Origin of the sequence: Klebsiella sp. CN_Kp091, assembly GCF_040065095.1 — a bacterium.
In the GTDB taxonomy this organism is placed as follows: Bacteria; Pseudomonadota; Gammaproteobacteria; order Enterobacterales; family Enterobacteriaceae; genus Klebsiella; species Klebsiella aerogenes.
The window spans coordinates 194,274-214,376 of sequence record NZ_JBEAIO010000005.1; the positions used below are offsets into that span (position 1 = coordinate 194,274).

20 protein-coding genes are annotated in these 20,103 nt (G+C 46.9%); 10 read left to right on the forward strand and 10 right to left on the reverse strand.

The window, feature by feature from the left end; translation table 11 throughout:
• The 9 genes from ABLV17_RS05465 to ABLV17_RS05505 all read left to right on the forward strand — a co-directional run bounded on the left by ABLV17_RS05465 (position 1) and on the right by ABLV17_RS05505 (position 8,971).
• Positions 1-1,221 (forward strand): beta-ketoacyl synthase, encoded by a 1,221-nt coding sequence (locus ABLV17_RS05465; RefSeq protein ID WP_348854121.1) that lies wholly within the window; start codon positions 1-3, stop codon positions 1,219-1,221.
• Between the two features lies 1 nt (position 1,222).
• Positions 1,223-2,185 (forward strand): ATP-binding protein, encoded by a 963-nt coding sequence (locus ABLV17_RS05470; RefSeq protein ID WP_348854122.1) that lies wholly within the window; start codon positions 1,223-1,225, stop codon positions 2,183-2,185.
• Between the two features lie 11 nt (positions 2,186-2,196).
• Positions 2,197-2,913, forward strand: a complete 717-nt coding sequence (locus ABLV17_RS05475) for an ABC transporter ATP-binding protein (protein WP_087860385.1) — start codon at positions 2,197-2,199, stop codon at positions 2,911-2,913.
• A complete protein-coding gene (locus ABLV17_RS05480; protein ID WP_228302394.1) occupies positions 2,888-3,538 on the forward strand; it encodes a hypothetical protein in 651 nt (216 codons plus the stop codon). The genes ABLV17_RS05475 and ABLV17_RS05480 overlap by 26 nt, the downstream gene beginning before the upstream one ends.
• A complete protein-coding gene (locus ABLV17_RS05485; RefSeq protein ID WP_348854123.1) occupies positions 3,539-4,849 on the forward strand; it encodes an ABC transporter permease in 1,311 nt (436 codons plus the stop codon). It begins immediately after the preceding gene.
• A gap of 8 nt (positions 4,850-4,857) precedes the next feature.
• Complete coding sequence (locus ABLV17_RS05490; RefSeq protein WP_271032001.1) at positions 4,858-5,646, forward strand: outer membrane lipoprotein-sorting protein; 789 nt, start codon at positions 4,858-4,860, stop codon at positions 5,644-5,646.
• 53 nt (positions 5,647-5,699) lie between these two features.
• A complete protein-coding gene (locus tag ABLV17_RS05495) occupies positions 5,700-7,031 on the forward strand; it encodes a hypothetical protein (RefSeq protein WP_271032052.1) in 1,332 nt (443 codons plus the stop codon).
• A gap of 13 nt (positions 7,032-7,044) precedes the next feature.
• Positions 7,045-7,974 (forward strand): ACP S-malonyltransferase, encoded by a 930-nt coding sequence (locus ABLV17_RS05500; protein WP_271032002.1) that lies wholly within the window; start codon positions 7,045-7,047, stop codon positions 7,972-7,974.
• A 130-nt stretch (positions 7,975-8,104) separates the two neighbouring features.
• A complete protein-coding gene (locus ABLV17_RS05505) occupies positions 8,105-8,971 on the forward strand; it encodes a hypothetical protein (RefSeq protein WP_271032053.1) in 867 nt (288 codons plus the stop codon).
• A 45-nt stretch (positions 8,972-9,016) separates the two neighbouring features.
• On the opposite strand, the gene ABLV17_RS05510 is transcribed toward ABLV17_RS05505, so the two are convergent.
• The 10 genes from ABLV17_RS05510 to ABLV17_RS05555 all read right to left on the reverse strand — a co-directional run bounded on the left by ABLV17_RS05510 (position 9,017) and on the right by ABLV17_RS05555 (position 19,131).
• Positions 9,017-9,343 carry a hypothetical protein gene (locus ABLV17_RS05510; protein WP_087860380.1) on the reverse strand — a complete coding sequence of 109 codons (327 nt, stop codon included), beginning with the start codon at positions 9,341-9,343 and terminating at the stop codon, positions 9,017-9,019.
• A 263-nt stretch (positions 9,344-9,606) separates the two neighbouring features.
• Positions 9,607-10,974: an MFS transporter gene (locus ABLV17_RS05515; RefSeq protein WP_271032003.1), complete on the reverse strand. Its 1,368-nt coding sequence runs from the start codon at positions 10,972-10,974 to the stop codon at positions 9,607-9,609.
• A 201-nt stretch (positions 10,975-11,175) separates the two neighbouring features.
• A complete protein-coding gene (locus ABLV17_RS05520; RefSeq protein ID WP_047739997.1) occupies positions 11,176-11,508 on the reverse strand; it encodes a hypothetical protein in 333 nt (110 codons plus the stop codon).
• A 260-nt stretch (positions 11,509-11,768) separates the two neighbouring features.
• Complete coding sequence (cyoE, locus tag ABLV17_RS05525) at positions 11,769-12,656, reverse strand: heme o synthase (RefSeq protein ID WP_015367961.1); 888 nt, start codon at positions 12,654-12,656, stop codon at positions 11,769-11,771.
• An 11-nt stretch (positions 12,657-12,667) separates the two neighbouring features.
• The gene (locus ABLV17_RS05530) at positions 12,668-12,997 is read right to left on the reverse strand and encodes a cytochrome o ubiquinol oxidase subunit IV (protein ID WP_015704585.1); all 330 of its coding nucleotides are present in this window, start codon (positions 12,995-12,997) and stop codon (positions 12,668-12,670) included.
• Positions 12,997-13,608: a cytochrome o ubiquinol oxidase subunit III gene (locus tag ABLV17_RS05535; protein ID WP_087860378.1), complete on the reverse strand. Its 612-nt coding sequence runs from the start codon at positions 13,606-13,608 to the stop codon at positions 12,997-12,999. The genes ABLV17_RS05530 and ABLV17_RS05535 overlap by 1 nt, the downstream gene beginning before the upstream one ends.
• Positions 13,598-15,589 (reverse strand): cytochrome o ubiquinol oxidase subunit I, encoded by a 1,992-nt coding sequence (gene cyoB / locus ABLV17_RS05540; protein ID WP_015704587.1) that lies wholly within the window; start codon positions 15,587-15,589, stop codon positions 13,598-13,600. Before cyoB ends, ABLV17_RS05535 begins: the two co-directional genes overlap by 11 nt.
• A gap of 19 nt (positions 15,590-15,608) precedes the next feature.
• Positions 15,609-16,553 carry a cytochrome o ubiquinol oxidase subunit II gene (cyoA, locus tag ABLV17_RS05545; protein WP_015704588.1) on the reverse strand — a complete coding sequence of 315 codons (945 nt, stop codon included), beginning with the start codon at positions 16,551-16,553 and terminating at the stop codon, positions 15,609-15,611.
• Positions 16,554-17,033: 480 nt separating this feature from the next.
• Positions 17,034-18,509, reverse strand: a complete 1,476-nt coding sequence (gene ampG / locus ABLV17_RS05550; RefSeq protein WP_087860377.1) for a muropeptide MFS transporter AmpG — start codon at positions 18,507-18,509, stop codon at positions 17,034-17,036.
• Between the two features lie 43 nt (positions 18,510-18,552).
• Positions 18,553-19,131, reverse strand: coding sequence for a lipoprotein (locus tag ABLV17_RS05555; protein WP_032705501.1), 579 nt, complete (start codon positions 19,129-19,131; stop codon positions 18,553-18,555).
• Positions 19,132-19,501: 370 nt separating this feature from the next.
• On the opposite strand from ABLV17_RS05555, the gene bolA reads away from it, so the two are divergent.
• Positions 19,502-19,819 carry a transcriptional regulator BolA gene (bolA, locus tag ABLV17_RS05560; protein WP_015367954.1) on the forward strand — a complete coding sequence of 106 codons (318 nt, stop codon included), beginning with the start codon at positions 19,502-19,504 and terminating at the stop codon, positions 19,817-19,819.
• Positions 19,820-20,103 lie beyond the last annotated feature (284 nt).

Below are 20,103 nucleotides of genomic sequence, written 5' to 3' on the forward strand. Positions count from 1 at the left end.
GTGAGTGGGAGAGCTATTATTTCTGGCTTCAGTGTATGCTTGCCTTATGCTGAGAATAGTTCGCTGTTAATTCGAAATCTGCAGCAAGGCAAACGGGTGCATTTGTCGCCATGGTTTATATCAGATAACCAAGCTAGAGAATGTGGATTTGCGGGGAATATATTCATTGCGAAACTACAACGAGAAAACGATAGCGCTTTTGAACTGGTATACAAACTTATCGATGACGCCTTGCTTCAGGCTGGTCTTAGTAATGAAAGTCTGAAAGGTAATAGGGTTAGAGTATACATTACCGGAATAGGTCCTCGTGTTGATGTCATGGATTACAGGAACTTCTATAATTACAATGACATGGAAGATGTTTCGGTAACATCCTCCATTAAAAACCTTTCTGTGAAAAATATGTCGCAGGATAATGTTTCCTATACGATTGGACAGAGGTATGAACTGCACTATTTGCCACCAAATATGAATTGTACAAGTAACTCGTCACTGACGGCGATTCATTTGGTTACCAGGGCAATAGAGAGTGGGGGAATCGATCTAGGGCTTATCATTAATATCTCAAAAATCAAATATCAGGATCTCGGATTTCTGGCAAGTCAGGGGATGTTAGATAGTGAAATTGTCCAACCCTTCGGCGTAAACAGCAATGGTGTGCATTTTGCTGAAGGCTATAGCGTTATGTTACTGGAAAGTCATCAGCACCGAATGGCGCGCGGAAAAAGTCCGGGCGTGTGTATTACTTCGGCATATAAGCAAATCAATGCTGGTCGCAGTAATGACTCTTCCTGGCAAAGTACCAGTATTTTCAAGTTGATTAATTCACTATTAAATGATGTCGGGGTGAGAAAAGAAGACCTTTGTGGGTTTATCCCCCATGGTAATGGAACCTCATCCAGTGATAAAGTTGAAGCAAAAGCGATCGCTATGTTTGCTGGTGAAACCCCGCTTCCCATATTGGCCTATAAGGGGCAGATTGGTTATACCGCAACCGGGTCTGGACTAATAGACTTGATTATTGGCTATCATTTACTCATCACGAGTGAGTTAATTTTTCCTGTTATTAATGATGAAATCATAGATGACGTCGCTCACCATATCTCTGTAGATGGCGGGGTGAGAAAACATGAGAAAAAACATCTTCTGAAGACCGGGCTAGGCGTCGATGGCTCAGTTGTCGCTTTATTAATGACTAACTTGAATAAGCACTGTGGCTAATATGAATAGTAAAATGTATTTATCTTCATATTCATTTGTTGAACCTGAAGAACCGTTTTATTTATATTACCCAAACTGGTTAAATGTTTGGGAATCACATTCATTCAATACAGCGTTGAAGGCCACGGGAGCAAATGGTTGGCGATTTAAACGCTTTGGCACACGAGCCGAAATATATAATCGTGAAATCACAAGGCGGCCAGATCATATACCTTATATTAATGCTATGGAAAGGGTGTCGGATGATGCATTACATAGTTTGTCAGCAAAAGAGCGAATGTTGCTTTTGAAATCACGCACCGCCTTTATCTATATTGATTCATGGGGCGAATCAGGCGTGTTTGAATACAATATAAGTAGCCTTAATTTATCAACTATTGATACTTTACCTAAGAATATAATTAAGAAGTTCTCTATTAATAATGTGACTTGTAAAATACGAGGTGAAAACTATTCTCTATTCCAGGCAATGGCATTAGCTCAAGATTATCTTGCTTGGGATGTATTTGATTTTGTAGTGATCTGCGGAGGTTACCGTGCGGTGCCCTTGTTGGCGTTTACGGCAGAAAGCCTTCGCCATTGTGAAACAAAAAAACCGCATAAGTATGTTCCAGGTGTAAATTTTTCTATTGAAAGAGTGGGGTGCTTTATATTTAGTAGAAGGGAAAGTCATTTGCGAGTGAATTGTGGCCCATATATACCTAATGGGCCAGGTAGCTTGTTTGTATCGCAATCAGAAAACAATAATGATATTGACTTTATTGCCTATGCCGGTGGTATCAATAAATCAAAGCCACCCTCTAACAACGGAATCGATCTCATTACTCGTTATGGTTGTAGTGGCTGCATGACCCCCGCCTTGAGTTGGCAATACATTACACAACATGCTTTGCATAATGGTTGTCTTCGAACCGTTATCCCCGGGGTCGCCGCTGGCTATGCTTACTTTGACACCTGGTACTAATAGAAGGCTATATGCGCAGTAATATAACAGAACTACCCGATATATCTCTGTACGGCATACATAAATATTATGGATCTCAGGATAATATGACTCCTGCACTGAATGATATCAATCTTGATGTTGTAAAAGGTGAGTTCCTGGCATTATGTGGCCCTTCAGGTAGCGGTAAAAGTACCCTGCTTAATATACTTTCAGGTATTGATAAACCTACGACGGGCCATGTTTTTTTTCTTGGGAAAAATCTAAATGCGTTGTCTGAAAAGAATTTGGCGTCCCTACGCAGTCGTCATTTAGGGTTTATTTTTCAGTTTTTCAATTTAATTCCGGTGCTGAGCGTATTTGATAATGTTTTTTATCCTCTAATGCTAAATGGACATTTCAGTGCAAAAGAGGCGAGAGCGCGGAGTTTACATTTTCTCGATAGTGTTGATTTAGCCCATTTAGTGGAGAGAAAACCAGGCCAATTATCAGGTGGCCAACAGCAACGTGTCGCGATTGCAAGAGCGTTAGCACATAGCCCTGAAATCATTGTTGCGGATGAACCTACCGGAAATTTGGATCTGGCTACTGGCGATGCGATTCTCGACCTCCTGTTAGATATTAATCGGCGAACGGAAACGACGTTTATTATCTCCACACATTCGACTCAGCTACAAGAACGAGCGCGTCGGAGAGTGGAAATTAAAGATGGAGCAATAATATATGATTCAGCGAAGCAATCTTTGTAGAGTTTTGCTTCTGTGTTTAACCGCGGTTACATTTTCAGCATTCGCTGAATCGGTAGCTACACCTGTGGCCAATCGTGTGTTACAGGATGGGTTTCCACATGAGCCAGCGTCATTAGCATCGATCACTACACATTTGTTTAAAGAATATGAACGCACTAATAACGTTGGTGTGCTGATTTTTTATTCATGGGGGATGCTACGGCAAGCCGCTCATTATCAGAATGTTAATGATTTGATTCACGCTTCTGAATATGCAAAGACGGGATTTTTCTATCTGGATGAGTCGGTCGATACCCATGAAGATAATTTGCTGATCAGATATTTACGTGCGCGTGTTGATGCGTGGCTTCCGGCTAATTTGGGGCGCTGCGTGATTACGATTGAAGATACCGACTCGCTGATGAGGAATAAAGATAAATTCAGCGCCGAGATTGTTAGAAAGATAAACGAGATGCGTTTACGAGCGCTCCACCAGTGCCATAACAAACAACAAGAAGAACAACTCCTTCAGCAGCTGAGAAGCGTGGGCCAAAACCTTAAAATCGATTATGAAAATAACAATCCACCCCCTTGGGAAATGGCTGAAGTTTTGCAGGTTATTGTTCCGGTTATTAAAGGTGATTAAATGTCAAGGGATGTGATATTCATTAATGGTATTGTAGTGTTGCTATTGCTTTTTGTGATTTATAATATCATTTTCAACTATGGTGATGCTAAATTTTCATTCTTGAATTTACTACGACATCAGCGTAGAACACTGTCTACGGTTTTTGCAATTATTTTAGGCGGTGGTGCGATATTTTTATATGGCGGTTTTATCAAATACTCTTTTTGGATACTCAAAGAGCAGACGATACGAACGAATATTGGCCATGTGCAAATTTATAATAAATCCTACTTTGAAACAGCCAATAAGAATAAGAGCCTTATTGCTGACTACGGTGCACTAAAACATAAGATATTGCAAAACACCTATTTTTCTAATGCTATTTCGACAATTTCCGGTCAGCTTGAGTTTAGCGGGATTATCTCTCACTACGAAAGCGAAACATCAAATTATTTTTCAGCACAAGGCGTTGAGCCATTACCAGGCCTAAAGTTAGGAGCATTTGATAAGATAGTTTATGGAAGCGATCTGTCTCGCGTAAAACATAATGAAATTACGATAGGAAGCGGTCTGGCGAGAACTCTTGATAGCCATTATGGTGACTGGCTTGATATCCTGGCGGTTAATGTGTCAGGAGGACAGGGCGCGATTTCAGTAAAGCTTCGTGGTATTTTTGAGTCGGGGATTAAGGATTATGATGATGTTGTACTAAAGATACCTCTTGATACTGCGCAGCGAATCATGGGAACCAATGGCGTGAGTAAAATAGTTATTTTATTAAAACATGATGATGTCGCGCCATTTATTGTTCAAATGCGAGAGTTTATCGCTCAACAGGATTTACCTCTCATTGTTAAGGACTGGAAGGAAAGTTCTATTTTTTACCAGCAAGTTGAAGGCATGCTATCTGGTATCTATTTTTTTATCAAAGTTATCGTGGCACTTATCGTGGTATTCATGATCGGTAATTCAATGACCATGAATATCGTTGAACGGACTAAAGAGATCACCACACTACGAGCCATCGGCTTACAGTCCAGCCGTGTGACGCTTTTATTTTGGTTGGAAGGTGTATATATAGGTATTTTAGGTGCATTAGGTAGTCTTGCTTTTGGCTATGCCATTGCATCAATTATTAATATTTCCGGTATTGCGATGCCGCCTTCACCTGGCCAGTCTGTTGGATATACTGCATTTATTATAACCAATGATGCAGAGTTAATTTGGTTTACCTTAACGTTGCCAATTTTAACATCAGCCGTGGCTTCCATTATTCCTGCATATCGTGCATCGCGGCTTAATATTACTGATGCATTTAAATCTTCATAGAGGCTAGTATGAAAATTGGTGTGTGGTATTTATGCTCTTTGGCAGTATTACTGTATTCATCTGCGGCGCAAGCGACGAAAGTTGACCTGCAGGCTTTGGAAATAATTCGCAAGGCTGATGAGGTTCGTTCTCCAAATGAACCTTTCCGCTATGAAGTAACCGTGTTGGAGTTCAAAGAGGGAATGCAGGAACCCGAAAATAAGCAATCTCTCGATATTTCGATGCGTTTTATTAAGCCCGAAAGCGGTAAGAAAGCTGACGCTCGTTCACTTATACGCTTTATCTATCCTCAGCGAGATAAAGGTAAAGTTATGTTATCTGATTGGTATGATTTATGGTTTTATACACCGGAACTTCGCAGGCCAGTTCCCATTTCGCGTTCACAACGATTAATAGGCCAGATCTCTAATGGCGATGTTATCGTAACGAACTTCGAATATGCCTATGATTCTACGCTCGAGGGCGAGGAACCTTGTGGTGATAAAGTCTGCTATCGCTTATCTCTTACCCGTAAATCGGAGGCCATTACTTATCCAAAAGTGATTTACCTGGTAGAAAAAAATGCAGAGTACCGACCATTTAAGGCATCGTATTACTCACTTGATAATCAATTACTCAAAAGTGTTTTGTATAAAAACTATCAAATGGTATTAGGAAAGAACCGGCCAACAGAAATTATTGTGCAGAATGCTCGCAACGAAAAGGGATATTCTGTCATGAAGTATAGCAACGTTCGTCTCGAATCCTTACCGGAATTTCACTTCACGAAGGAGTATATTCAGAGGGAAGCAAAGTGAAATTGCTTCTGGCTGCATTACTATTAATTCTAACGTTCATACCATTGTTGGTAATGGCTGACTGTCTTTCCGCGGATGAGATACAGCGTAATGGCCAGTTGGTTTTGACGGAGCAAATATCCTTTACGCATAGAAATGAGTCTTTATGGCGTATCAGTGGATCTAATCCTTATACGACTGATAATGCCTACAATAATATTTCAATCAATGCTTCTAGCACTTGTGACATTATTGATGATGTGTTGGCACTGGATCTTTCATTGTATGGCTTAGGGTATCAACCAATGAAAGGTGTCGGGCTATTCGAAGAAGACGATAGTCGCTCTAAAAGCTTAATCGATAGGTTAAAACTGAACGCAACGTTATCCGAAAGCGTCAGTCTTGAAGGCGGAAGGCTTAGACCGGATCCCGGCGCTTTTCATTTGAGGTCGCCTGCCGCATTGCTGACAACTTATTATGCCGGATTTAAACCTACCAGAATTTACGACCCGGCGTTTAATTCCTCCTATCATGAGCCGTTTTGGGGAGGGCGAGTTTCAGCAGAGTTTCGTGATTATGCATTCTCGCTTACCATCATGCCCAAATTAGTGAGTATTGATAAATATTATGAGTCATCCAGTAACTGGACGGCCAATCAACGGGGCAACAGTAGTGAGTATTATTTATTAACTTACACCGATTATCGTCTTGTTAATCATCGACTGGCAGCAGATATGATGCTTGGCGATTCTCCTTCATTGGCTCTGGCAGATAGCTACAATCTAACTCCGCAGTTTGTTGTCAACGTCGAGGCGGCTTTACACAAAACGCAACAATGGCGTCATTTTTCCCGTGAAAAACGAGATGAGATATTATCTGGGAAATATCCTTCATCGCTTTATACACAGAATGATAAAACAAACTATGAATTAGCCGTTGGCGGCCAGTATACCACTGACCTTTTTAGCGTATTGGGTATCGAATACTATTATCAGAGTGAAGGGTACTCGAAATCGGCATGGCGGGAGCAAACTGATTTTATTAGGCTGTTAAGTAAGAAAACCGGTATTACCGGATTAGATAAAGTATTTGATGATTATAAGTATCTAATGGGGTCAGAAATAAGTAATACAGGAAACAAAGGAATGTTACAAGGGCGACATTATATTAATTCATGGTTAAGTTTACAGAATGAAGATCATTCAACCCTTCAACCCTATCTGGTGATGAACGTAGTCGATGGTAGTTCCTTAATTGGAACCCATTACATTAAGCCGCTAAAAGGGTTGGGTGAAAGGGTAGAAATTTATACGGGGTTTTATAGCGCATTAGGTCGTCGTGATTCAGAGTTCGCCCTTTTTGGCGAGACCCTCGGAGTCTATGTCGGATTTAAATACTATTTATAAGGACATATTGTCTATGACAACGTTATCAAAACAACCGACGGTACTTCTTTTCGCCGGTCAGGGAAACCCTACGGTAGGAATGGGGGCAGATTTATGGGATCTAAACGCAACCACCAGGCGAATCTGGGACTGCGCCAGCGATGTAACAGGGCTGGATCTTCGGCGGTTATGTCAGAAAGGGCCGATGAATCGTCTGGTGAAAACGACGACGCAACAGGCAGCGGTGACGGCTATCAATGTCACGCTCTATAGTCTGTATGCTGAGCAATTCTCTGACGCTAACATTATTGGCTCGTGTGGGCATAGCGTGGGTGAATATAGCGCGCTTTATGCAGCCGGCGCTTTAACGCTGGAGAATGTGTTCAAGTTAATCCTGGCGCGCTCAACTATCATGGATAATTTAAGCAAAATTCGTAAAGGTACAATGCTGGCCGTGAGAGGCGCCGATTTTAAAACGGTAAGCCAGTTAATTAACGACTCCGGGAGCCCGGTTGTCGTGAGTTGTGATAACAGCCTCTATCAGCAGGTGGTTGGCGGTACGCTGCCAGATTTAAGTGAATTCACCGGGGTACTGATGGGAGCAGGCCTGGAAACGGTAAAGTTGAGCGTAAGCGGAGCCTGGCATACGCCTCTGATGGCTGAGGGAGTTCAACCCATGCGGGATGCGCTGAAGATGGTGGAAATTGTACGGCCAAATTATCCTGTACTGATGAATGTCACCGGACGGGAAGAATCTAACCCGCAGCAAATTAGAGAGAACCTTTCTTTGCATTTGACCCACCGGGTACAGTGGACTGCCTCTATGACTGCCTTTCTACAACATATCCCCCTCGTCAGGTTCGTTGAAATCAGTAATAAAGCTTATCTTGGACAATTGCTAAATGACTTCGACGACTTCTCTGCAGAGAATTATATTCATTGTCGAAAAATGTTGTTGGCGTAACGAGGCTATCATGATACCGGATTATCTAACTTTTATTCGACGTCAGGATCGGTCGCTTCTGCCCTATTTGTACTTTATTTGTACACTGCTGATTGCATTCTACGTTAAAAACAGAGGGTATCTGTTGACCGTGGAAGATGCATTTCCCGTAAGCGCCATTTTTTCGTTAACTATGTTTAGCTTTGTTTATGAGCTTAAAGGTTATTGGTCATACAAATATGCGATAAAAAATATTAACTTTTCATGGTTTCAAGGGAAAAAGTATTCGCAATTTGAGGTAATACTATGGCATCCGCTCGTTGCTACAGCTTGCTGTTTACTGGGGTGCTACCTGGTTGTTAGAGGATTTCTACTCTTTTTTTCAAGCATTGCCGCGATGGCCTGTATTGTCATCTTTGTGCCGATAATGGTCTATATGATGTGCTGGTTCGCCAGGAATTGTTACGTCAAGCAGTTACAGCAGGCAACTGTGCATACGCTTAAATACCGTAATCTCCACCACTATGCTTGTTTGAACGTTACCGTCACGTTTCTAACCAGTTTTTGGGTTGTCAGTCCGTTGGTAGCGGATGAGGATTTTTCCTTATCAAATGGTTTTTTTTCAGCAAAGTTGATAGTCGCTATGTTGATTCTGTGTTCAGCGATACTGGTGGTCAATTTAATTTTTGCTCATCCCTCCAGACGCTATACTTTTTTAGGACGGCTTTTTCAGAAAGAGTTTGATGTGAATCTGGCGAAAACTATTCCACTTACCCTGATTTATAGGAAACCGCTGTGGTTACGGTTAGTTATTCTCTTTATTCTTCAACTGTTATGGATCCTCACTTTAAGCCTGTTACTGAAATTATTAGGGTGGGAAATGTATTTTTATGCATATTTCATATTATGTATGATACCTGCGATAGGATATTTTTATTTACATGTTTACTGGCGATGGCATGATGATTACATGACGGCATGTGATATGTATCTCAGATGTGGTGAAAATAATAATTAACATCAAAAAATATGGCCAGTCAGAAACTGACTGGCCATATGCTATTTAGCTCTGCAGGGCATCGACAACACCACCCCAGTCAGTAGCAGCATTATAAACAAAGTTTGACCAAACCCCTGATTCAGCATACAGCAGGGAGTTGATATGGTCGGTTATAATGCTTCCCAGGCTAGATGGCGAACCGCCAAGAATATTGGAAACCAAATCAATAGTGGTTTCCAGTGCGGAGGAGGCCAGAATCATACCAGCATTAATACCTGCTGCTACCAGGCCCAGCGCTGATTGAATGGTGAAATCAACCAAAGCGCAAGGCAGGTCGATAATGCCTGCACCAGAGACATATTCCATTTCGTTTGCGGTTAATTCTTTCATTTTTAATTCCATCCTAGATTAATGAATTGTTAATGATGTGCCTATGCACACCGGGCAATATACTAATCAGAGGGTTTTTTATATAATAGTGAATATTTAAATGATCTATTAGTTTTAATGTGAATTAAACTTCACAAAACAGAATTAGAAAAGTGCGGGGGCTTATTACGTCAATTCATGTTTGATAACAGAAGATACCCGAAGGTATCTTCTGTGTGGCCGCGCGTTCAACTTATTGTTTAGAGCGTAGAAATGGGGGACGATTACGAAGTTGCGATAATAGCCTGTTCAACCTCAAAGCGGTTGGTTACTTTGCTGTCAATTTTTATGTAGGCTGAACGTTCTTCAGCGACAATCATGACCTGCTCAACGCCAGGTTTCGACAACAGACGGCGCTGTAGTTCATCATTAATGATGACATCGTCCGGGATCTCAACTCGGAGACTGCTCACGTAAGGTGGTTCGCTCATGGTACTGGCAACCAGCAGCCATAACATTGCGAGTAGGGCCCCAAGCAGGAACACCGTTTGTGAATCAAAGAAACCATCGACCCAGCCGCCGAGGGCGCCACCGATGGCCACGCCGATAAACTGGCTGGTAGAGTAAATACCCATTGCCGTGCCTTTATACCCTGCTGGCGATTCCTTGCTAATTAATGAAGGCAATAATGCTTCCAGGAGGTTAAAGGCGAGAAAGAACAGCTGCACCCCTGCGACTAACTCCCAGAAATAGCCACCTGCGCCCCAGAGTACGATTTCAGCGATGAGGAGTAGGGCGACGCAGAACAGGAACACTCGTTTCATCTTGCGCTTCACTTCCGCATAGATGATGAATGGCACCACGGCGACAAAGGAAATGACCATGGTCACCAGGTAAATTTTCCAGTGCTCGGCGGCCGGGAAACCAGCGGCCTCCAGTTGTCCTGGCAGCGCAACAAAAGTCGACATTAGCATGATGTGCAGACACATAATGCCGAAGTTCAGCTTGAGGAGTTTAGGTTCAGCAAGCACTTTGCTAAAGCAGCCCTTTACCATGCCAGATTCACGGTTCAGTACATGATTGTGGCTATTTGGTACTACCCATAGAGTCAGCAAAATACCGAGGCTGGCCAGAATAGCGATCATCCAGAATAGCGCATGCAATCCTAACTGGTGAGTGACAATAGGGCCGAGCACCATGGCGATAGCAAAGGTCACGCCAAAACTGACGCCAATGAAGGCCATGGCTTTGGTACGGTTCTGTTCGCGGGTTAAATCAGAAAGTAGTGCCATGACGGCGGCGGCGATAGCGCCAGAGCCCTGCAGCGCGCGGCCAAGAATAATGCCCCAGATGGAATTGGTCAGCGCGGCGATGACGCTGCCGATAACAAATATCAGCAAACCGCCAATAATTAACGGCTTACGGCCAATGCGGTCAGACAGGAGGCCGAACGGGATCTGGAAGACGGCCTGGGCGAGCCCGTAAATACCAATAGCCAAACCAATCAGCGCTTCGCTAGCCCCCTGCAGCGCCATGCCATATGTGGTCAAAACGGGCAGGACCATAAACATGCCTAGCATGCGCAGTGAAAACACGGTCCCTAAACCCCAGGTTGCGCGCAGTTCTCCTGGCGTCATTTTGTTATCGTTCATTACCACCTCAATATAAAAACTGTGACTAGTGTAGTGGGGGGATAAGGACGCGTAAATAAATGTTTGTTTAGCAGATATTACGACTGTGTTGCGTAATAGAAGAAGGGATGAGAACCCGAGGCTAAAATGGTGAAGCGCTAAATAAAAGCGTTAAAACAACAGAAAGGGCAGAAATGAAACCTGCCCTTATCATTATACCGATTAGGACGCAGCCTGATCCAGGAAGCTGTTCCAGTCGGTTGCGGCGTTATTCACGAAAGTATTCCAGCTGTTTCCAGCAGTGGAAACGAAGTTTGCCCAGTTTTCCTGACCGGTGCTGACTACGCTTTCCCAGTTTGCTTGTCCAAGGAGGAATTTACCAAATTCAATTGCGCTATCGCCAACGAAAGAGGCGAAAGCCAGACCGGAGGTCAGCGCAAATGAGGTAAATCCTGCTGCAGAATTAGCGACAAAGCTGGCGAAGCCGGTTGCAGCGCTCACCAGGTTGAAACCACCTGAGACAGATTCCATTTCGTTGAATGTTAATTCTTTCATTGTTATTCCTTGCTATTAAAAATCCATATTTTTTGTAGACGTTTGCCTACCGTGCAAGGCTAGCACCATCTCCGCTAATGGCGCGAGATGGGCGGCGGTTAGCGATGCTCAATTTTTTCCTCAATTTTTAGCTGCGTGATGAGTGAAGAAAATGAAGTAGAAAAGTGAGGGGAGGGCGGTATTAATGAAGTAATCCGATGTTGGCGCATAAAAAAGCCCCCGACTAGCGGAGGCTCTTTTCATTTCACATTAGCGTAATCTTATCTGACGTAAGCCAGCAGATTATGTGAATCCGGCACCATGAAATCGACAGACATCATGACTGACAGCGCGGTGATGGCGACGATGGAAAAGACGAACAGCTTACGTGCCCAGACTTTATCATCCGCCACTTTATACCCGCGCAGCGCCATGCCAAGCCACCAGACGCTTACGGCGGCAGCGACGACCAGATATTTGTATCCGGCATAACCACCAAGGGAAAGCATCAGCGTTGCCACGGCAAAGGCCACGATGTACAGCGTGATATGGTTTTTCGCGACGGAGATACCTTTCACTACCGGCAGAACCGGAATATTCGCCGCCTGATAATCCTTGAAACGGAAGATCGCGATGGCGTAAGAGTGAGGCATCTGCCACAGGCTAAAGATCGCCAGCAGAATCGCCGCGCCGCTGTCAAAATCACCGGTTACCGCGCAGTAGCCAATCACCGGCGGCGCAGCGCCGGAGAGTGAGCCAATCAGCGTGCCGTAGACGGAGTGGCGTTTCATGTACAGGCTGTAGATGCCGACATAAACCACAAACCCCATCACGCCAAGCCAGCAGGCCAGCGGGTTGGCGCCGAACCACAACAGCATGAAGCCAGCAATACCCAGCAAGGTGGCGTATACCAGCGATGATTCTGGCGAGATCAGCCCTTTGACCAGCACCCGGTTTTTCGTCCGTTCCATCTTACGATCGATATCACGGTCGATGTAGTTGTTGAAAACACAACCCGAGGCGACCACCAGGGATACTCCGAGGAGCGTCCAGACGAACAGCGGATAGTCGATGTGGCCTTTGGAGGCCAGCAGGAAACCGCCGATCACGGAGATCAGGTTGCCAAAAATGATGCCTGGTTTCGTTACTTGCAGGTATTGCTTAAACATACTCGCCGCTCTTAGTGCATCATCATGTTGTAGTTGAGGTTCCACATAATCCAGATGGAGCCGACAACTACGATAGCAATGATGATTACGGTGAAGATAAACGCGGTCAGGTTCCAACCTTCGTCTGATTTACTGTTCATGTGCAGGAAGTACACCAGGTGTACCAGAATCTGCACCACAGCCGTGACCAGGATGGTTCCCAGAATCGCTGCATGCGAGGCAGAGCCACTCATAACCATTGCAAACGGGATAGCCGTCAGAATGATCGACAGGATGAACCCTGTCATGTAGCTCTTCACGCTGCCGTGAGAAGCGCCGCTATGATCGGTAGAATGACTCATTACATCGCCCCCATCAGATAAACAACAGAGAACACGCAGATCCACACCACGTCCAGGAAGTGCCAGAACAGGCTCAGGCACATAATACGGGTACGGTTAGTGTTGGTCAGGCCGCGACGCGATACCTGAACCATCAGCACCGCCATCCACAGCAGACCGGAGGTGACGTGCAGACCGTGGGTACCAACCAGCGCGAAGAACGCTGACAGGAAGCCGCTACGATCCGGACCCATACCTTCAACAATCAGGTGATGGAATTCATAGATTTCCATACCAACGAACCCTGCACCGAAGAGGAAGGTCAGGGCGAGCCAGGAAACGACCTGGCTCTTGTTGTTTTTGTACATGGCGATAGCCGCCATGCCATAGGTGATGGAGCTGAATAACAGCAGTGCGGTTTCAACCAGAACGAACGGCAGTTCAAAGATATCTTTACCCGCCGGGCCGCCAGCCGTGCCGTTCACCAGAACGGCATAGGTTGCGAACAGCGTAGCGAAGATAATGCAGTCGCTCATCAGGTAGATCCAGAAACCGAAGACTTTCATCGGTCCTGTATCATGGTGCCCGTGTTCATGCGCGTGGGCATTGTGCGCAAGAGTATCAGTTGCCATTTTTCAGCCCTGCTTTGTTAATCTCATCGAAATGCTGATTTTCCAGTTTTTCGACTTCCGCAACCGGTACGTAGTAATCCACGTCCTCGTCAAAGCTCTTGATAATCCAGGTCACTACGATGCCGGCGAAACCAACAATCGCCATCCACCAGATATGCCAGATCATCGCGAAGCCAAACACCGTTGCGAATGCAGCAATGATGATGCCCGCGCCGCTGTTTTTCGGCATATGAATTTCTTCATAATGCGCAGGTTGCTTGTACGCTTCGCCTTTTTCTTTCATTTCCCAGAACGCGTCACGTTCGTGAACGTTAGGAACGACTGCGAAGTTATAGAACGGCGGTGGAGAAGAGGTTGCCCACTCCAGAGTACGGCCGCCCCATGGGTCGCCGGTCAGGTCACGGTTCTGATCGCGATCGCGGATAGAAACGTAGAACTGAATCAGCTGGCACAGGATACCGCAAGCGATCAGCGCCGCGCCGCATGCTGCAACTACCAGCATGGAGTGGAACTGCGGATCGATGTCCTGGCTCAGGCGACGGGTCATCCCCATGAAGCCCAGCACGTACAGCGGCATAAATGCCACGAAGAAGCCGATGATCCAGAACCAGAATGCGCGTTTACCCCAGGTTTCGTTCAGGGTGAAACCAAAGGCTTTCGGCCACCAGTAGGTCAGACCTGCGAAGCAACCGAATACCACGCCGCCGATGATGACGTTATGGAAGTGCGCAATCAGGAACAGACTGTTGTGCAGTACGAAGTCTGCGCCCGGTACCGCCAGCAGAACGCCGGTCATCCCACCAACGGAGAAGGTAACGATGAAGCCGATAGTCCACATCATCGCCGAGTTGAAGACGATGCGGCCCTGGTACATGGTGAACAGCCAGTTGAAGATCTTAACCCCGGTCGGGATTGCGATAATCATGGTGGTAATACCGAAGAAGGCGTTTACGTTCGCGCCGGCACCCATGGTGAAGAAGTGGTGCAGCCAAACGATGAACGACAGAACGGTAATACAGACGGTTGCCCACACCAGCGAGGTGTAACCAAACAGACGTTTACGCGAGAAGGTCGCTGCGACTTCGGAGAAGACCCCGAATACCGGCAGAACCAGAATGTACACTTCCGGGTGACCCCAGGCCCAAATCAGGTTGATGTACATCATCATGTTGCCACCCATATCGTTGGTAAAGAAATGGGTGCCCAGGTAGCGGTCCAGGGTCAGCAGCGCGACGGTGACGGTCAGAATTGGGAAGGAGGCGATAATCAGGATGTTGGCGCACAGAGATGCCCAGGAGAATACCGGCATCTTGAACATGGTCATGCCAGGGGCACGCATCTTGATAATGGTCACAAAGAAGTTGATACCGGTCAGGGTAGTACCGATACCGGAGAGCTGCAGCGCCCAAATCCAGTAATCGACCCCTACGCCAGGACTGTACTCAATTCCCGAAAGCGGCGGATACGCCAGCCAACCGGTCTGTGCGAACTCACCGACGCCCAGAGACAGGTTAACCAGAATCACGCCCACAACCGTGAACCAGAAGCTCAGGTTGTTGAGGAACGGGAACGCAACGTCACGCGCGCCGAGCTGAAGCGGAACCACCAGGTTCATCAGGCCGATAACGAATGGCATTGCCACGAAGAAGATCATGATAACGCCGTGGGCGGTAAAGATCTGATCGTAGTGATGAGGCGGCAGGAATCCTGCTTCCCCGGCTGAAGCCAGCACCTGCTGGCTACGCATCATAACGGCGTCGGCAAAGCCACGCAGCAACATGACGATAGCCACGATAACGTACATGATACCGAGACGTTTGTGGTCGACGGACGTCAGCCACTCGTTCCATAGGTAGGACCACTTACCGAAGTAAGTGATCGCTGCCAGTATCGCCAGTCCCCCGACGATGATTGCAGCAACCGTTACCACGATAATAGGTTCGTGGTAGGGCACTGCATCCAGTGTAAGTTTTCCGAACATCGTTTTCTTCCTCGGCCCCTTAGTGAGCGGTTTCCGCGTGGCTCATGTCCATGCCTTCCATCCCTTCGTGCGCAGCGTGCTCGCCTTCAGGTTTAGACATGTTCATGCTCTCGTGAGACATGAATTTGTTAACAACGTCTTTGAACAAATCCGGTTTCACGTTAGAGAAGTATTCCACTTTGTTGTTTTCGCTAGGCACAGCCACTTTGTCGAATGCAGCCATGGAGTCCATGGAGTTCGGGGACTGTTTCGCTTTTGCTACCCACTGATCGAAGGTTGCACGATCCGGGGTGGCGATAGCCTTGAACTTCATACCAGAGAAGCCAGGGCCACTATAGCTTGCGGAGATACCGTCATAAGTGCCTGCTTCATCAGCGATGAGGTGCAGCTGAGTCTGCATCCCGGCCATCGCATAAATCTGGCTACCTAAGCGCGGAATAAAGAACGAGTTCATCACGGAGTTGGAAGTGACTTTAAAGTGTACCGGTACGTTCGCCGGGAAGGCGATTTCGTTGACGGTAGCGATACCCTGTTCCGGGTAAATAAAGAACCATTTCCAGTCCATCGATACAACTTCGATGGTGATTGCTTTCTCGTCGTGGACAAGCGGTTTGCTTGGCTCCAGAGCGTGAGTGGTTTTCCAGGTCAGAACGGCCAGGAACAAGATGATCAGAATAGGAACCGTCCAGACCACAGCTTCAACTTTGTTGGAGTGTGACCAGTTCGGGCTATACTTCGCATCTTTATTGCTCGCGCGATACTTCCAGGCAAATCCTACTGCCATTAAGACGGCGGGAATAACGACAATCATCATCAGGCCGAATGCCGTCAGAATCAAAGAGCGTTGCTCCAGTCCAATCTGTCCTTTTGGGTCAAGGAGCGCAGAATCACAACCACTGAGTAATACAGTACCTGCGATTAATGACATCCATCCCAAACTTTTATTGTATTTCCTGAGTCTCATTGAACGACCTCAATTCCACGGGATCTGGTGGCGTTTAAAGTGTATGGGCATTTTACGGTAAGGTTGCATTACTGTAAACACGATTGGATCTGTGTCAGTTCTGTGTTAGCGGGTTCTGCTTGGATTGTCACATATGTTACGGAATGTGACGTAATTGCTTGCAAAGCCTGATTTACGCTGGATCTATAACGAAAGGGATAAGAAAGGGAATGCTTATGGAGTTACGAGTATAAACATCGTAAAAATAACACAAATAATTAACAATTAATTATCAAATAAAAGACATAAAGAAAACGTTAAAATAAAGTAACGCTGCTGAATCGGTTAAATTAATTAAAGAATCGCGTAAAAATTGTCAATAATTTCCAGAAATCTAAAACGCACAAAACAACAAATCAGCTCCCAGGGAAAATAAAATCGCTAATAAGCCGTTATAATTACCTCGGGTAATTAAAACGGCTATTAACGGTTTGGCGAAAATTAAATCAGCTGCGTTTTGCGTAGCGCCATATAGTCCAGAACAGCGCCGAGCAAAATACCACCGATAGCGGTCAGTGCGGCGACTTCCAGTAGGCCTGGCAGGAAGGAGAAAGAGGTGTAATCCAGCGCGTTCATCGCCAACAGCAGCAGCCATATCGCCAGCATCAAACAACCTACCGCCAGGATAACCAGCGCCAGGGCGTAAGTCTGAGGGTATTGCGTGCGCGGCAAGAAGCTTTCCGTTCGTTGAGTATATTCCAGCGTACGCCGACACAGAAGCAGGAGCAAAATCCCCGGCACGGCGGCAACGACGGAGAAAAGATAAAACGTCGGCCAGCCGTTCGCTTCGACAAACCAGCCGGCAATCGGCCCAACGTAAACGCGACCTACCGCCGACAGCGCCGACAGCAGCGCAAACTGAGTGGCGGAAAACGACTTGTTACACAGCGTCATTAACAGCGCAACAAACGCCGCGGTGCCCATCCCGCCGCACAGGTTCTCAAAAAATACCGCCGCCGCCATCGAATAAAGGTGTTTATCGGTGACCGAGAGGATCCAGTATCCGGCGTTGGAGGCCCCCTGCAGCAAGCCAAAGATCAGCAGGGCGCGGAACAGCGTCAGGCGCTGCATCAGCACGCCGCCGTAGAGTGCGCCGACAATGGTGGCGAACAGGCCCAACGTTTTATTCACCATTCCGACTTCGCCGGCATCAAAACCGACGCCGCGAATAAGGAAAGTGGTGGTCAGGCTCATGGCGAAGGCATCGCCGAGCTTATAAAGGACAATTAACAGCAGAATAAGCCAGGCGTTGTTGCGACCGAAGAAATCGCGCAACGGCGCGGCGACGGCCTGCTCAAGCGATTTAGGCACCGGAATGACGTCGCTGGGCTCCGGCGCCAGCAGCGTGGCGATAATACAAGGAATAAGCAGCGCGGCCATCAGCCAGTACATACCTTGCCAGCCCAGCCAACGGTCGGCCAACCAGAGCGCTAACCCTCCGGAAACCAGCATTCCCAAACGATAACCGAGCACGCTTATCGCCGCACCGGCGCCGCGCTCTTCCGCCGGGAGGACGTCCGTTTTCCAGGCATCAAAGACGATATCCTGCGACGCGGAGCAAAAGGCGATAACTACAGCCAGCGCCGCCATCCAGCGCAACTGCGTTGAAGGTTCAAGAAAGCCCATCGCGGCGATGGCGACGAGTAGCGCAAGCTGAGTCGTCAGCAGCCAGCCGCGGCGGCGGCCTAAAAAAGGCGGCGTGTAGCGGTCCATTAATGGCGACCACAAAAATTTAAACACGTAGGCCTGACCGACGAGAGAGAAGAAGCCGATAGTTTTTAAATCGATATTTTCAACGGTCATCCACGCTTGCAGCGTGCCGGAAGTCAGTGCGAGAGGTAAACCAGAGGCAAAGCCGAGGATCAGCAAAATAGCTGATTTGGGCTGCTGAAAAATACGCAAGTAGTGATTGGACATGGCATATAGAGCAGGCCCGGAGTGAACCGGGCCTGCTATTTTATTAACGAGCGTTTTGTTTGATAAAGTCGTGAATGCTGGTGTCCTGCGCCATGTCGGCGATGGTATCGGTCAGCACGCTATTAACCGCGTTAGCAATGTTCTCGTTGGAAGCCTGGAAAGCGCCCTCAACGGAGTAGCTGGCGCGGTAGTTCTTAGTCATCTTGTTGCCGTTAGCGGCGGTGGCGACGATGGCGATATCCGCTTTGGTGGCGATGTTGTAACGCACGTTGCCCTGTGAGACGTCAGCATACAGTTTGTTAACAATGATCTGCAGGTCGACGGCGCCGTTCGGGCCAATCATGTAGCCGCGCGACGTCATTTGCTTCTCAAGCACTTCCTGCAGCAGGAAGCGCAGGTCGCGAGAGGCGGTCAGGGTCACCAACTGGTTGTTGCGGGTGACTTTCGCCAGCGCCTGATCGGTACGCTGGTCCGCGCCGTTAATGCTGACGGTAACGCCCATCAGGCTCGGATCCTGCTGCGGCAGGGTGATTTTCGGTGATACTTCAATGGTCGTCGGTGGAGTGGCGCATCCTGCCAGTACAAACATCGCGACCAACGGGAATAGAATTTTCTTCAGCATGTTCAGGGTCTCAACGCACGGTGTTGTTATACCCGTCATAATTCAGGTTTCAGGCGCTACGGGGTTATCGTGGGCGCTTTTTTCTGCAACTCGAAGTAGTTAGGGTGTTTAAGGAAAATTCCCGCCATCATAACATCGCCAACGGTGAGGGGAAGTGGCTACGAGTGGAAAATCATCGTGTTGTGCGTTTTATGACCTCGTCCCATTTCCGGTGGCGATTTGGCCTGGAGATATCAGTAAACCTGATACTTTTGCGTGAAAATATCAGAGGAATGCTAATTTTTTGTTGTTTTCTGCCAATGGAAGCGGTAAAAGCGGCTAACATTTAAAGGGAAAGGCGGCATCTCAGCGTTGTCGGAGGAGAAAATTCATGATGATACGTGAGCAGATCGAAGCAAAACTTAGAGCAGCGTTCGACCCGATGTATCTGGAAGTCGTGGATGAAAGCTATCGGCACAACGTCCCTGCGGGCTCTGAAAGTCATTTTAAAGTGGTGTTGGTGAGCGACCGCTTCACCGGCGAACGTTTCCTTAATCGTCATCGTATGATTTACGGTACGTTGACCGAGGAGCTGTCAAGCACCGTGCACGCGCTGGCGCTGCATACCTATACGATTAAAGAGTGGGAAGGGCTACAGGATACCGTCTTTGCCTCTCCGCCCTGCCGCGGAGCGGGGAGCATCGCGTAAAAATCACATTTGCAACCGCTGGCGCTTTTCCAGTATGTTGCGTGAAGATTTAGCAAAAACGGCCTGCGGGCCGTTTTCTTTTGCCTGGAAAATGCGCAAAGTTCGCGCTTTTGCAGACAAATTTGAGCGGGAAATGTGAAAAACCCCGCAGCAGTGGGTGACAACCGTTCTCGACTCACAAAAGTGATGCCGCTATAATGCCGCGTCTTATATATGAATGTCTTCGGGATGATTCTGACGACAGGGAATGTGTTTCTGATTTGAAGAGGGCATCCCGGTTCTGC